At 65.7% G+C, this 13,726-nt stretch carries 11 protein-coding genes; 3 read left to right on the top strand and 8 right to left on the bottom strand.

What is annotated here, in order from left to right:
- Nucleotides 1–16: 16 nt before the first annotated feature.
- Nucleotides 17–721 carry a CDP-alcohol phosphatidyltransferase family protein gene (locus tag ACFQ6S_RS40290; RefSeq protein WP_383420623.1) on the bottom strand — a complete coding sequence of 235 codons (705 nt, stop codon included), beginning with the start codon at nucleotides 719–721 and terminating at the stop codon, nucleotides 17–19.
- A 366-nt stretch (nucleotides 722–1,087) separates the two neighbouring features.
- Between ACFQ6S_RS40290 and ACFQ6S_RS40285 the strand changes: the two genes are divergently transcribed.
- Together ACFQ6S_RS40285 and ACFQ6S_RS40280 are read left to right on the top strand one after the other, a co-directional pair.
- Nucleotides 1,088–1,279, top strand: coding sequence for a hypothetical protein (locus tag ACFQ6S_RS40285; protein WP_383420621.1), 192 nt, complete (start codon nucleotides 1,088–1,090; stop codon nucleotides 1,277–1,279).
- Nucleotides 1,280–1,477: 198 nt separating this feature from the next.
- A complete protein-coding gene (locus ACFQ6S_RS40280) occupies nucleotides 1,478–1,867 on the top strand; it encodes a hypothetical protein (RefSeq protein WP_383420619.1) in 390 nt (129 codons plus the stop codon).
- On the opposite strand, the gene ACFQ6S_RS40275 is transcribed toward ACFQ6S_RS40280, so the two are convergent.
- Complete coding sequence (locus ACFQ6S_RS40275; RefSeq protein WP_383420617.1) at nucleotides 1,861–3,336, bottom strand: exopolysaccharide biosynthesis polyprenyl glycosylphosphotransferase; 1,476 nt, start codon at nucleotides 3,334–3,336, stop codon at nucleotides 1,861–1,863. The genes ACFQ6S_RS40280 and ACFQ6S_RS40275 overlap by 7 nt on opposite strands.
- A gap of 416 nt (nucleotides 3,337–3,752) precedes the next feature.
- Here ACFQ6S_RS40275 and ACFQ6S_RS40270 point away from each other — a divergent pair, with 416 nt between their 5' ends.
- Nucleotides 3,753–4,253 (top strand): hypothetical protein, encoded by a 501-nt coding sequence (locus ACFQ6S_RS40270; protein ID WP_383420615.1) that lies wholly within the window; start codon nucleotides 3,753–3,755, stop codon nucleotides 4,251–4,253.
- An 87-nt stretch (nucleotides 4,254–4,340) separates the two neighbouring features.
- Here the strand turns inward: ACFQ6S_RS40270 and tuf are convergent, their stop codons facing one another.
- The 6 genes from tuf to ACFQ6S_RS40240 all read right to left on the bottom strand — a co-directional run bounded on the left by tuf (nucleotide 4,341) and on the right by ACFQ6S_RS40240 (nucleotide 13,629).
- Complete coding sequence (gene tuf / locus ACFQ6S_RS40265; protein WP_147995149.1) at nucleotides 4,341–5,534, bottom strand: elongation factor Tu; 1,194 nt, start codon at nucleotides 5,532–5,534, stop codon at nucleotides 4,341–4,343.
- Between the two features lie 154 nt (nucleotides 5,535–5,688).
- Complete coding sequence (gene fusA, locus ACFQ6S_RS40260) at nucleotides 5,689–7,815, bottom strand: elongation factor G (RefSeq protein ID WP_383420613.1); 2,127 nt, start codon at nucleotides 7,813–7,815, stop codon at nucleotides 5,689–5,691.
- A 39-nt stretch (nucleotides 7,816–7,854) separates the two neighbouring features.
- Nucleotides 7,855–8,325 (bottom strand): 30S ribosomal protein S7, encoded by a 471-nt coding sequence (gene rpsG, locus ACFQ6S_RS40255; protein ID WP_003992340.1) that lies wholly within the window; start codon nucleotides 8,323–8,325, stop codon nucleotides 7,855–7,857.
- A gap of 2 nt (nucleotides 8,326–8,327) precedes the next feature.
- Nucleotides 8,328–8,699: a 30S ribosomal protein S12 gene (gene rpsL / locus ACFQ6S_RS40250; RefSeq protein ID WP_003948652.1), complete on the bottom strand. Its 372-nt coding sequence runs from the start codon at nucleotides 8,697–8,699 to the stop codon at nucleotides 8,328–8,330.
- Between the two features lie 318 nt (nucleotides 8,700–9,017).
- Nucleotides 9,018–9,569 carry a DUF1707 and DUF4190 domain-containing protein gene (locus ACFQ6S_RS40245; RefSeq protein WP_383420611.1) on the bottom strand — a complete coding sequence of 184 codons (552 nt, stop codon included), beginning with the start codon at nucleotides 9,567–9,569 and terminating at the stop codon, nucleotides 9,018–9,020.
- Nucleotides 9,570–9,729: 160 nt separating this feature from the next.
- Nucleotides 9,730–13,629, bottom strand: a complete 3,900-nt coding sequence (locus ACFQ6S_RS40240; RefSeq protein ID WP_383420609.1) for a DNA-directed RNA polymerase subunit beta' — start codon at nucleotides 13,627–13,629, stop codon at nucleotides 9,730–9,732.
- Nucleotides 13,630–13,726 lie beyond the last annotated feature (97 nt).

The following is a 13,726-nucleotide window of genomic DNA, read 5'->3' as shown; positions in this document are numbered from 1 at the left end:
ACGGGAACGAATCGGGTCAGGAGAGTTCTCGGAACCACTTGGTGAAGAACGCGGGTACGAGCATCATGTGGGCCGCAAGCAGGACGGTATACAGCACGAAAAAGAGCTTCTGGTTTCCCAGGAACAAGAAGATCAGGCACAGCAGGCCGTAATCCACGGGCAGCAGTGCCATACCGCGCACGGCGGAGGGCGGGCGCGGCGGGCCGGCGTGTCCGCCAGTCCCTCGGCGTCTGAGCTGTTCCGTCAGGATTCCCCCGAAGAACAGCAGGACGGCAGCGAACTGGAAGGCGATCGGGGTGAGCAGCAGGGCGGGACGCGGCAGGTCGAAGAAGCGGTAGAAGGAGATCAGAACCGCCGCATGGACGCTCAGGAGCTTCGCGCAGTCCACCACGTGGTCGATCCACGCCCCGGCGGAGCTGGCGGACCCGTGCAGCCGGGCCAGTTGACCGTCCGCCGAATCGAGCGCGAAGCCCACAAGCAGGGCGAGCGCGACCCATCTTCCAAGAGTGTGTGAGGGGGAACAGAGGGCGATCGCGGCAATGGCCGGAAAGGTGACCAGCCCACTTGCGGCGGTCACGTGATTGGGCGAAAGCCCGATGCGGTGAGCCACGGCCGCCAGCAGCCTTCCGGCCGGCCGGTTGACGAAACGTGAGTAGCCGGGAACCCCACGGGCGGGCTTCTGCGCTTTCGAGAGCTGCGTCAGTGTGCTGAGGAATTCCACTCTCTCAACCCCATACCTGAAGTAATCGCAACCAACGTAAACGCTTGGATCCAGTGCACACGATGCGACAAGCGACTTATTGCGAGATCCACCCGATTGGCCGCGACTGTGAGCATCGCCGGTCAGACTCCTTGAGATGCCAGTATTGGTTGATCGACTGGAAATGACGAAATATCGAAGCAAACGCAGTCGGCATGTACGCTGACCAGACAACCGGCGATCCTGGATTCATTCGCATGACAGGCGAATCCGCATCATCACCCCGACGGGTCACCAAAAAGGGAGACCGAGCCCTTTTCTGCGGACTGTTCTATTCGATTCTTTTCCAGCCGCTTTTGATTCCTGCTGACGGCGGGCAGCTTCCGGATGCTCGCCTTGGACTTCGCTGGCCTGATCCTGGCCGGCCAGCTGCGGTCCGGTCTCTTCGCCGCCACCGATGCCGTGCTGCTGGTCTACAGCATGGTGCGACAGCAGGGCCGCATCCAGGATTGGGCCCTCAGCCTGGTGCTCTTCGGGTACGGGCCGTTCCTCATAAAACCGCCAACGGAATGGAGATGACGTCACTCCACAGCGGCGGTCGCGATCGGGTGGCTGCTTCGCAGCGGCCACCACCATGCCTGGATCGGGCTGATGCCGCTGGCTGCCACAGCCCCGTGGATCCGGGCGGAAGCCGTCGGCTACGTCGTCGCAGGGCCGTCGTACTGTCGCTCTGGTCGAAGGAGTACCGCCGTCAACGTTCTGCTGCCGTCAGGGGTCATGGCGATCGCAGAGACAGTTCATCGCCCCCCTGACAGTCAGGTGGCTGGCACCCCGGCGACGTACCGGGAGGCCGGCGAGGCGCTGGATGAGATGCGAGTGGGGCTGGGAAAGCCCGACCTGACCGTGCTGACCCCGGAGGTCGGCGGCTCGAGCCTGTGTGGTTCGAAGTTGAGGATTCTTGACCTCGCGCTGCCGGCCAGCGCTGTGCTTGCCCGTGACGGATACGCTGCGATGCCCTCGTACCTGGAGGCCGACAGACCCGATCTGGTGGCGACGCACGGCATGTGGTGGGACATGCTGATCGTCGTTCGCGGAATGCAGATCCACCTGCGAAATGACCTCCGGCCGGAGCTCGATTCACAGTGCGGATCTCCTGACCGTCAGTAGGCCCCGCGTCCGTCCAGCACGGCACGGACCGTGCGGCCCATGACCGTCAGGTCCCATGCCCACGACCAGTTGTCGACGTACCGCAGATCGAGCGAGACGGTCTCGTGCCAGGACAGGTCGGATCTGCCGCTCACCTGCCACAGTCCTGTGAGACCGGGCTTGACACTCAGCCGGCGCATCTCCACCTGGTCGTAGCGCGCGACTTCCTCGGGCAGCGGCGGTCGGGGGCCGACCAGCGACATGTGGCCGAGCAGGACGTTGGCCAACTGGGGCAGCTCGTCCAGCGAGTAGCGGCGCAGAAGGCGCCCGACGCGCGTAACGCGCGGATCCCTGCGCAGCTTGAACATATGGCCGTCCTGCTCGTTCGCCGTCGCCAGTTCGTCCTTCATCCGGTCCGCGTCCACGACCATGGTCCGGAACTTCCACATGGGGAAAGCGATGTTGTGGCGGCCGACCCGCGTCTGACGGTAGATGACGGGTCCGGGCGAGCTCATGCGCACAGCAAGCCCCAGGAGCAGAAACAACGGAGCCAGCGCGACGAGCAGGAGCAGTGCGCCTGCCTGGTCCGTGGCCGCCTTCAGGATCATGGGCAGGCCTCGACGCGTCGGCGAGGAGATGTGCAGCAGAGTGAGCCCGGCCGCCGAAGTGAGCCGCACCCTCCGCTGAGCCACCTCGACGACGCCGGGCAGGACCATCAACGGGCGGCCTTTGTCATGCAAGGCCCAGGACAGCCACCGAAGCCGGTCGCCCGACATGTGCCTCCCCGCAGCCACGAAGACCAGGTCGGCGCGGAGTGCCTCGGTGACCTCCCCCACAGCCCGGGCGTCCTCCTGGGGTCCGGCGGACTCGTCGACCGGGAGACGGCAGCGCACCGGTGCGCCGGACAGCACATCGCCCTCGCCCACCACGCAGGCCCCGACCACCACGTACCCGTGGTCGGTGCGCTCGGCGAGTTGTCCCACCACGGCGTCCACCGATGCCGACTCGCCGATGACGAGGACGCGCAGCAACGCCCGGGCCCGTCGGCGCACGGCCAGCAGCCGACGGCGGATCGCCTTACGGCAGACGACGGTGACCACCAACGACGGCCCCAGCGCGGCGAGGCTTGCCGCGGGTGCGCTGCCGAGGCCGGACACGGCGTGCAGGGCAGCCAGGACACCGAGCAGCACCAGCCACTCCCGCACGAGCGGCCCGACGGGAGCGCCCTCATCCCAGGTCCAGGGCGTGTACTGTCCGGCGACGAAACCCAGGAGTACCCAGAGAACAGTGATCATCAAAGCCTGACGCACAGGGTGGGCCTCACCGATCGCGGCGAACGTCGCCGTCGCCGTCAGCGCCACCCCGACGAAGTCGGTACAGACAGCGGCCCGTACGTACCACCACCCGGCCCTGAGACCTCCCTGCGAGGTCGCCCGCGGCCGCGTCTGAGAGGCCGCATGCCGTGACGCCGCGTTGGTGAACTGCTGCATGACTCTCCCTGTGACCCCGACGTGGACAAAGGGCGCGGCCGCAACGGCGGGCAGGGGGCTCACGCCTCACGAGATGCTTATATCAACTCTCATGATGCTATGTCCTATTTTCTAAGCTCATGGCCAAGTCGTGGTCGCGCAGTTCACCCGCACCGGAGGGCTCCCTCTCACTCGATCCGCCCAGCTCACCTTCACTACTTTCTCGCATTATCTGACGTCTTCTCACCTATTCCGGTGCTCATTGGGAACCGTATGGCCCACGAATGCAGACGAGTAGCGCGTGACGCCGAGCTGATCACGGAAGAGATGCCGTGCCCGGCGGCGGATGGAAGTCACCCCTCGAGCGCCGACGACGACGACACGAGACTCCGCGAGGGCGAACTCAGGCATATCCAGAAGAGAAGGAAGCACTCGGCATGCGAGTAACCACTCGAGCGAAGAACGGAACGAGACGAGCGGGACTGGGAGCGAAGGTGGTCGGCCTCGGCCTTGCCACCCTGGTCGCCATCGGCGTCTCCGCAAGCCCTGCAGCAGCCGCGTCGGTGGACCCCGATTTCGTGGAGGGCAACCCGCCCCTGGAGTGCCCCGAGGGCGCGGAAGGGTTCAGGATCGACCCGCCGGCAGACACCACCGTCCCCGTCAGCCCGGGCGACGCAACCGGCACGGTCATCATCGACTTCACCGCCAGCAACACACTGGTGAGCTTCAACACCACGGGCAACATCGCGGTGCGCCAGGTCACCGTCAAGGGCGGGCCGGACGCCAACCGCTACGTCTACGACGCCGATTCCACGCCGACGAGTTTCCCCGACGGCATCGCGATGGACACCAACCTCGTCTCGCCGCTCAACCCGGGTGGCCAAGTCCCCACGATCAGCCACGTCGACTTCTGCGTCATCGAGGGCAACGGCAGCTGAGCCCCACAGCAAAGGGGCCCGCACGACCAAAGTCGTACGGGCCCCTTCAGGAGCTCGCGCTGGAGCTACCAGGTCAAATCAACAAGCTTACTTGTTGATCTTGGTGACCTGGCCGGCGCCCACGGTCCGGCCACCCTCACGGATGGCGAACTTCAGGCCCTCTTCCATGGCGACGGGCTGGATGAGCTCAACGGTCATCTCAGTGTTGTCGCCCGGCATGACCATCTCGGTGCCCTCGGGGAGGGTCACGACGCCGGTCACGTCCGTGGTACGGAAGTAGAACTGCGGGCGGTAGTTGTTGAAGAACGGCGTGTGGCGGCCGCCCTCGTCCTTGGACAGGATGTACGCCTGCGCCTCGAACGAGGTGTGCGGGGTGACCGAGCCGGGCTTGATGATGACCTGGCCGCGCTCGACGTCCTCGCGCTTGATGCCACGGAGCAGCAGACCGACGTTCTCACCGGCCTGGCCCTCGTCGAGCAGCTTGCGGAACATCTCGATGCCGGTGACCGTGGTGGTGGTCTTCTCGGTCTTGATGCCGACGATGTCGACGGTCTCGTTGACCTTGAGGACACCACGCTCGATACGACCGGTGACGACGGTGCCACGACCGGTGATCGTGAAGACGTCCTCGATCGGCATCAGGAACGGCTTGTCGACGTCACGCTCGGGCTGCGGGATGTTCTCGTCGACGGCCTTCATCAGGTCGAGGACGGTCTTGCCCCACTCGGCGTCGCCCTCGAGGGCCTTGAGCGCCGAGACCTTGACGACCGGCAGGTCGTCGCCCGGGAACTCGTACTCGGAGAGCAGCTCACGAACCTCGAGCTCGACGAGCTCCAGGATCTCCTCGTCGTCCACCATGTCGGCCTTGTTCAGGGCGACAACGATGTAGGGAACGCCGACCTGGCGGGCCAGGAGCACGTGCTCCTTGGTCTGCGGCATCGGGCCGTCGGTGGCGGCGACCACGAGGATGGCGCCGTCCATCTGCGCCGCACCCGTGATCATGTTCTTGATGTAGTCCGCGTGACCGGGGCAGTCGACGTGGGCGTAGTGACGCGTCTCGGTCTGGTACTCGACGTGCGCGATGGAGATGGTGATACCGCGCTGGCGCTCCTCGGGAGCCTTGTCGATCTGGTCGAAGGCCGAGGCCTCGTTCAGGTCCGGGTACGCGTCGTGCAGCACCTTGGTAATGGCGGCCGTAAGGGTCGTCTTACCGTGGTCGATGTGACCGATGGTGCCGATGTTGACGTGGGGCTTAGTCCGCTCGAACTTCGCCTTCGCCACGGGGTCCTCCTGTGGAGTGGTTCTGAACGCCTTGCTTCATCGGCGCCAGGTGATCTTTGCTGGAAAGCCCGGGCCTCGGGGCAAACATCCGTGTTTGCGGGTGTTTGCCCCTCAAGGCTCCGGAGTCAAGCCTAAAGCGTGTGAACGCGGAGCGTTACTCGCCCTTGGCCTTCGCGATGATCTCCTCGGCGACGTTCCGCGGAACCTCGGCGTAGGAGTCGAACTGCATGGAGTAGCTGGCCCGGCCGGACGTCTTGCTGCGCAGGTCGCCGACGTAACCGAACATCTCCGAGAGGGGCACGAGGCCCTTCACGACGCGGGCACCGGCCCGCTCCTCCATGGCCTGGATCTGGCCACGGCGGGAGTTGATGTCGCCGATGACCTCACCCATGTAGTCCTCGGGCGTGGTGACCTCGACGGCCATCATCGGCTCGAGCAGCACGGGGCTGGCCTTGCGCGCGGCCTCCTTGAAGGCCTGCGAGCCGGCGATCTTGAAGGCGAGCTCCGAGGAGTCGACCTCGTGGTAGCCACCGTCGATGAGGGTGACGCGCACGCCGGTCATCTCGTAACCGGCGAGGATGCCGAACTGCATGGCCTCCTGCGCACCGGCGTCGACCGAAGGGATGTACTCCTTCGGGATACGACCACCGGTCACCTTGTTCACGAACTCGTACGAGGCGTCGCCGCCCTCGATCGGCTCGATCGCGATCTGCACCTTGGCGAACTGGCCGGTACCACCAGTCTGCTTCTTGTGCGTGTAGTCGACGCGCTCGACGGCCTTGCGGATCGTCTCGCGGTAGGCGACCTGCGGCTTGCCGACGTTGGCCTCGACCTTGAACTCACGGCGCATACGGTCGACCAGCACCTCGAGGTGCAGCTCGCCCATACCACCGATGATGGTCTGACCGGTCTCCTCGTCCGAGTGGACCTGGAAGGACGGGTCCTCCTCGGCCAGGCGCTGGATCGCGACGCCGAGCTTCTCCTGGTCGCCCTTCGACTTGGGCTCGATGGCGACCTGGATGACCGGCGCCGGGAAGTCCATGGACTCCAGGATCACCGGGTTCTTGTCGTCGGACAGCGTCTCACCGGTGGTGGTCTGCTTCAGGCCCATGACGGCGACGATGTCGCCGGCGCCCACCGACTCGATCTCCTCACGCTTGTTCGCGTGCATGCGGTAGATCTTGCCGATGCGCTCCTTCTTGCCCTTGACGGAGTTCAGCACGGCAGTGCCGGACTCCAGGCGGCCCGAGTAGACCCGGACGAAGGTGAGCTTGCCGAGGTGCGGGTCGCTCATGATCTTGAACGCCAGCGCGGACAGCGGCTCGTCCTCGGACGGCTTGCGCTTGACGACCAGCTCGGGGTCCTTCACGTCGTGGCCCTCGATGGCCTCGACGTCGAGCGGGGTCGGCAGGTAGCGCACGACCGCGTCGAGCAGGGGCTGGACGCCCTTGTTCTTGAACGCGGTGCCACAGAACACCGGGGTGACCGTGGTGTCGCTGGACTTGCCGGACGCGATGGTGATGCGACGGATCGCGGCGTAGAGCTGCTCCTCGGTGGGCTCCTGGCCCTCCAGGTACAGCTCCATGATCTCTTCGTCGTTCTCGGCGACGCCCTCGATCAGCTTGCCGCGGTACTCCTCGGCAGCCTCGGTGTGCGTGGCCGGGATGTCGACGACGTCGTACATCTCGCCCTTGGCGGCCTCGGCGGACCACACGAGCGCCTTCATGCGGACCAGGTCCACAACGCCCTTGAAGTCGGCCTCGGCACCGATCGGAAGCTGCATGACGAGCGGCTGGGCGCCCAGGCGGTCCGAGATCATGTCCACACAGCGGTGGAACTCGGCGCCGGTACGGTCCAGCTTGTTCACGAAGCAGATGCGCGGCACGCCGTAACGGTCGGCCTGACGCCACACCGTCTCGGACTGCGGCTCGACACCGGCGACACCGTCGAACACCGTGACGGCACCGTCGAGGACGCGCAGCGAGCGCTCCACCTCGACCGTGAAGTCGACGTGACCCGGGGTGTCGATGATGTTGATCGTGTAGTCGTTGTCCTCGAGCGGCCAGTGACAGGTGGTGGCAGCAGAGGTGATCGTGATGCCACGCTCCTGCTCCTGCTCCATCCAGTCCATGGTGGCAGCGCCGTCGTGGACCTCACCGATCTTGTAGCTGACGCCGGTGTAGAAGAGGATCCGCTCGGTGGTGGTCGTCTTGCCCGCGTCGATGTGGGCCATGATCCCGATGTTGCGGACCTTGGCCAGGTCAAGTGAAGTGGTAGCCATAAGGCTTCAGTCTTCTCTCGGTCTCGATGGGGTCTGCGACTACCAGCGGTAGTGCGCGAAGGCCTTGTTGGACTCGGCCATCTTGTGGGTGTCCTCGCGCTTCTTCACGGCCGCACCGAGGCCGTTCGAGGCGTCGAGAAGCTCGTTGAGGAGACGCTCGGTCATGGTCTTCTCGCGACGGGCGCGGGAGTAACCGACCAGCCAGCGCAGCGCGAGCGTGTTGGCACGACCGGGCTTGACCTCGATCGGAACCTGGTACGTCGCACCACCGACACGGCGGGACTTGACCTCGAGGGTCGGCTTGATGTTCTCAAGCGCGCGCTTCAGCGTGATGATCGGGTCGTTGCCCGTCTTCTCACGCAGACCCTCCATGGCGCCGTAGACGATGCGCTCGGCGGTGGAGCGCTTGCCGTTCAGCAGCACCTTGTTGATGAGCGACGTGACAAGAGGAGAACCGTAGACCGGGTCGATGATGACCGGGCGCTTCGGGGCGGGGCCCTTACGAGGCATTCTTACTTCTCCTTCTTGGCGCCGTAGCGGCTGCGGGCCTGCTTGCGGTTCTTGACACCCTGGGTGTCAAGCGAACCACGGATGATCTTGTAGCGAACACCCGGCAGGTCCTTCACACGGCCGCCGCGCACGAGCACGATGGAGTGCTCCTGCAGGTTGTGTCCCTCACCCGGAATGTAAGCGGTGACCTCGATCCCGCTGGTCAGACGCACACGCGCGACCTTACGCAGGGCCGAGTTCGGCTTCTTCGGGGTGGTCGTGAACACACGCGTGCAGACGCCACGACGCTGAGGGGAACCCTCGAGTGCGGGCGTCTTGTTCTTCTCGACCTTGTCCTGCCGGCCCTTCCGGACCAGCTGCTGGATCGTAGGCACTACTTCTCCGGTTTCTGTGTGCCGAATGGTGAAGCTAACCTGGAACGTCGCCGACCCACGCGGTCGGGTGTGTCGAATCCGGCGAACTTCCGCCGCGAGGCGAAAAGAGCACAGATTACGGTGGCCGCTCACAGCTCGTTATGCGGTTGAAGGCACGCACGAGAGCCAGGGCACACCCCAGGCACAAGGTCTGAGCGTACCTACCTCATTCGCTGCGGTCAAAACAAATGGGCCTCGCCCGCATCGCCATACGGCCGATGTCAAGACCGCACGACGTGTTTGATCTTCGAATCGCCGATTCGGGCATGCCAGAGTCCCTCAGCCGGCCCCGGACTCGGACACGGCGGCGGCCACCATCAGCAGCATCAGCAGCACCGCCCAGCCCGCGGTCGACAGCCACCCGAGCACGAGCCCGGTCAGCGCCAGCGCGTCACCGCCCTGCCCGGTGCGGCGTATCTCGGTACGCGCCGCGTGCCCCAGGACGACGGCCGGAATGCCCGTCAGCCCGAAGCTCACGAGACAGAGCACCCCGCAGACCGCCGCACCGACGGCCTTGCTGTTGGTCTGCGGCCGCGGCGACGCCAGGAACGTCCCCGGTACGGGCGTGACGGGCGCCGGCTGGGGCATCGGGCCCTGGGGCAGGTCGGCGACCAGCAGGGCGAGCTCGCCCACCGTACGAGCCGTGTAGGCCCGCGTGACCCGCTTCTCGAACTCGGGCTGCGCCAGTCGCCCTTCGCCGAAGCCGGCCCTGAGCACGTCCACGGCCCGCTCACGGTCGGCGTGCGAGGCGAGCATCGCCGGGGCGTTCGCCCCGGACCACGGTTGTGGCGCGCTGTTCCCCTGCCATGGCTGCCACGACGGATGCGTCATGGAGCACCTCCCCCGTACTGGTCGGAGTCCTTCCATGATGCGCCGAACCGGCAATCCAGGCATCGGGGTCCACCCGGAGAAAACCCGGAGACGCCTCAGGGAACGCCGAAGGGCGGCCACCCCGAGAGGTGACCGCCCTTCAGTGCGTCAGACGCACGCCCTACTGGTTGTACGGACCGTAGTCGTAGTCCTCCAGCGGAACGGCCTGGCCGGAGCCCGTGCCGAACGGCGAGTAGTCGATGTCGTCGTAGCCGACGGCCGAGTACATCGCGGCCTTCGCTTCCTCGGTCGGCTCCACCCGGATGTTGCGGTAGCGGGACAGACCCGTACCGGCCGGGATGAGCTTACCGATGATGACGTTCTCCTTGAGGCCGATGAGGCTGTCGGACTTGGCGTTGATCGCCGCATCCGTCAGGACTCGGGTCGTCTCCTGGAAGGAGGCGGCCGACAGCCAGGATTCCGTCGCCAGCGAGGCCTTGGTGATACCCATCAGCTGCGGACGACCGGAGGCCGGGTGACCGCCCTCCTGGACCACACGACGGTTCTCGGTCTCGAACTTCGAGCGCTCGACCAGCTCACCGGGCAGCAGCTCGGCGTCGCCGGACTCGATGATCGTCACACGGCGGAGCATCTGCCGGATGATGATCTCGATGTGCTTGTCGTGGATCGACACACCCTGCGAGTTGTAGACCTTCTGGACCTCGCCGACCAGGTGGACCTGGACGGCACGCTGACCCAGGATGCGCAGCACGTCGTGCGGGTTGGTGGCACCCACGGTGAGCTTCTGGCCCACCTCGACGTGCTCGCCCTCGCTGACCAGGAGTCGGGCACGCTTCGAGATCGGGTACGCCGTCTCGTCGCTGCCGTCGTCCGGGGTGACGACCAGCTTCTTGGTCTTCTCGGTCTCCTCGATCCGCACGCGGCCGGTGGCCTCGGAGATCGGGGCGACACCCTTCGGGGTACGGGCCTCGAAGAGCTCGACGACACGCGGCAGACCCTGGGTGATGTCGTCACCGGCCACACCACCGGTGTGGAAGGTACGCATCGTCAGCTGGGTACCGGGCTCACCGATGGACTGGGCGGCGATGATGCCGACCGCCTCACCGATGTCGACCAGCTTGCCGGTGGCCAGCGAGCGGCCGTAGCACATGGCGCAGGTGCCGACGTGGGACTCGCAGGTCAGGATCGAGCGGGTCTTGACCTCCTCGACACCGTGGTGCACCAGCTGGTCGATGAGCACGTCGCCCAGGTCCACGTTGGCCGGCGCGATCACCTTGCCGTCGATGACGACGTCCTCGGCGAGCATGCGGGCGTAGACGCTGGTCTCGACGTCGTCGGCCTTGCGCAGCACGCCGTCGGCGCCGCGGTGGGCGATCTTCAGCTTCAGACCGCGCTCGGTGCCGCAGTCCTCCTCGCGAATGATGACGTCCTGCGAGACGTCGACCAGACGACGGGTGAGGTAACCCGAGTCGGCGGTACGCAGGGCGGTGTCCGCCAGACCCTTACGGGCACCGTGCGTGGAGATGAAGTACTCCAGCACGGACAGACCCTCACGGAACGAGGCCTTGATCGGACGCGGGATCGTCTCGTTCTTGGCGTTCGACACGAGACCACGCATACCGGCGATCTGACGCATCTGCATCATGTTGCCTCGTGCACCCGAGTTCACCATCATGAAGATCGGGTTGGTCTTCGGGAAGTTCTCGTTCATGGCCTCGGCAACCTCGTTGGTCGCCTTGGTCCAGATCGCGATGAGCTCCTGCGTGCGCTCGTCCTTGGTGATCAGACCGCGCTCGTACTGCTTCTGGACCTTCTCGTCCTGCGCCTCGTAGCCCTTGACGATCTCCTTCTTCGCCTCGGGAACGACGACGTCGGAGATGGCCACGGTGACACCGGAACGGGTCGCCCAGTAGAAGCCGGACGCCTTCAGGTTGTCGAGCGTCGCCGCCACGATGACCTTGGGGTAGCGCTCGGCGAGGTCGTTGACGATCTCGGAGAGCTGCTTCTTGCCGACCTCGTAGTCGACGAACGGGTAGTCCTCGGGCAGCAGCTCGTTGAAGAGCGCGCGGCCCAGGGTCGTCCGCAGACGGAACGAGTCACCCTGCTGCCACTCCGGCTCACCCTCCTCCTGCGCCGGCGGGGTCCAGCCGCGCGGCGGGATGGTGCCGACCGGGAAGCGGATGTCGATCTTCGACTGGAGCGAGAGCTCGCCCGCGTCGAAGGCCATGATCGCCTCGGCCACGGACGCGAAGGAGCGGTCCTCGCCCTTCACGTTCCGCATCTCGGAGTCGGTGGTGAGGAAGAACAGACCGAGGACCATGTCCTGGGTCGGCATCGTCACCGGACGACCGTCGGCGGGCTTGAGGATGTTGTTCGAGGACAGCATCAGGATGCGGGCCTCGGCCTGCGCCTCCGCGGACAGCGGCAGGTGCACGGCCATCTGGTCACCGTCGAAGTCCGCGTTGAACGCGGTGCAGACGAGCGGGTGGATCTGGATGGCCTTGCCCTCGACCAGCTGCGGCTCGAAGGCCTGGATGCCGAGGCGGTGCAGGGTGGGAGCACGGTTCAGCAGAACCGGGTGCTCGGCGATGACCTCTTCGAGGACGTCGTACACGACCGTGCGGCCGCGCTCCACCATGCGCTTGGCGCTCTTGATGTTCTGCGCGTGGTTCAGGTCGACCAGGCGCTTCATCACGAACGGCTTGAAGAGCTCCAGCGCCATCGCCTTGGGCAGACCGCACTGGTGCAGCTTCAGCTGCGGACCGACGACGATCACGGAACGCGCGGAGTAGTCCACACGCTTGCCGAGCAGGTTCTGACGGAATCGACCCTGCTTACCCTTCAGCATGTCGCTGAGGGACTTCAGCGGGCGGTTGCCCGGACCGGTGACCGGGCGACCACGACGACCGTTGTCGAAGAGGGCGTCAACAGCCTCCTGAAGCATGCGCTTCTCGTTGTTGACGATGATCTCGGGCGCGCCGAGGTCGAGGAGCCTCTTCAGACGGTTGTTGCGGTTGATCACACGGCGGTACAGGTCGTTCAGGTCGGAGGTCGCGAAGCGGCCACCGTCCAGCTGCACCATCGGGCGAAGGTCCGGCGGGATGACCGGGACGCAGTCGAGGACCATGCCCTTGGGGCTGTTGGAGGTCTGCAGGAAGGCAGACACGACCTTCAGCCGCTTCAGCGCACGGGTCTTCTTCTGGCCCTTGCCGGTGCGGATGATCTCGCGGAGCTTCTCGGCCTCCTCGTCGAGGTCGAAGGACTCCAGGCGCTTCTGCAGCGCCGCGGCACCCATCGAACCGTCGAAGTACGTGCCGAAGCGGTCACGCAGCTCGCGGTAGAGGAGCTCGTCGCCCTCGAGGTCCTGGACCTTGAGGTTCTTGAACCGGGTCCACACCTCGTCCAGGCGGTCGATCTCGCGCTGCGCACGGTCGCGCAGCTGCTTCATCTCACGCTCGGCACCCTCGCGCACCTTGCGGCGCACGTCGGCCTTGGCACCCTCGGCCTCGAGCTCGGCCAGGTCGGTCTCGAGCTTCTTGGCGCGGGCCTCCAGGTCGGCGTCCCGGCGGTTCTCGACCTGCTGACGCTCGACCGAGACATGCGCCTCCAGGGAGGGCAGGTCGCGGGTACGGCGCTCCTCGTCGACGAACGTGATCATGTACGCCGCGAAGTAGATGACCTTCTCGAGGTCCTTGGGCGCCAGGTCCAGCAGGTACCCGAGGCGCGACGGGACACCCTTGAAGTACCAGATGTGCGTGACAGGCGCGGCCAGCTCGATGTGGCCCATCCGCTCACGACGCACCTTGGCGCGAGTCACCTCGACGCCACAGCGCTCACAGATGATGCCCTTGAAGCGGACACGCTTGTACTTGCCGCAGTAGCACTCCCAGTCCCGGGTCGGACCGAAGATCTTCTCGCAGAAGAGTCCGTCCTTTTCGGGCTTGAGGGTGCGGTAGTTGATGGTCTCGGGCTTCTTGACCTCGCCGTGGCTCCACTGACGGATGTCGTCAGCGGTGGCCAGACCGATCCGGAGCTCATCGAAGAAGTTGACGTCGAGCACTATGCGTCAATCCCTCTCAGGGTTGTAAGTCTTGGGGTCTGAAACGGGGGCCTGGGGGTCGGCGGGGCCCTGTGGGTAAGGGCCCCGCCGGACTCCC

This window comes from Streptomyces sp. NPDC056479 (assembly GCF_042795335.1).
Classification (GTDB): Bacteria; Actinomycetota; Actinomycetes; order Streptomycetales; family Streptomycetaceae; genus Streptomyces.
This window is presented reverse-complemented; position numbering and strand designations above follow the sequence as displayed.

Excerpts from the sequence above, each read along its gene's own strand:
- fusA (WP_383420613.1), bottom strand. The coding sequence starts at position 7,815 with ATGGCTACCACTTCACTTGACCTGGCCAAGGTCCGCAACATCGGGATC.
- ACFQ6S_RS40280 (WP_383420619.1), top strand. The coding sequence starts at position 1,478 with ATGGCGATCGCAGAGACAGTTCATCGCCCCCCTGACAGTCAGGTGGCT.
- rpsG (WP_003992340.1), bottom strand. The coding sequence starts at position 8,325 with ATGCCTCGTAAGGGCCCCGCCCCGAAGCGCCCGGTCATCATCGACCCG.
- ACFQ6S_RS40285 (WP_383420621.1), top strand. The coding sequence starts at position 1,088 with ATGCTCGCCTTGGACTTCGCTGGCCTGATCCTGGCCGGCCAGCTGCGG.
- ACFQ6S_RS40270 (WP_383420615.1), top strand. The coding sequence starts at position 3,753 with ATGCGAGTAACCACTCGAGCGAAGAACGGAACGAGACGAGCGGGACTG.
- ACFQ6S_RS40275 (WP_383420617.1), bottom strand. The coding sequence starts at position 3,336 with ATGCAGCAGTTCACCAACGCGGCGTCACGGCATGCGGCCTCTCAGACG.
- ACFQ6S_RS40245 (WP_383420611.1), bottom strand. The coding sequence starts at position 9,569 with ATGACGCATCCGTCGTGGCAGCCATGGCAGGGGAACAGCGCGCCACAA.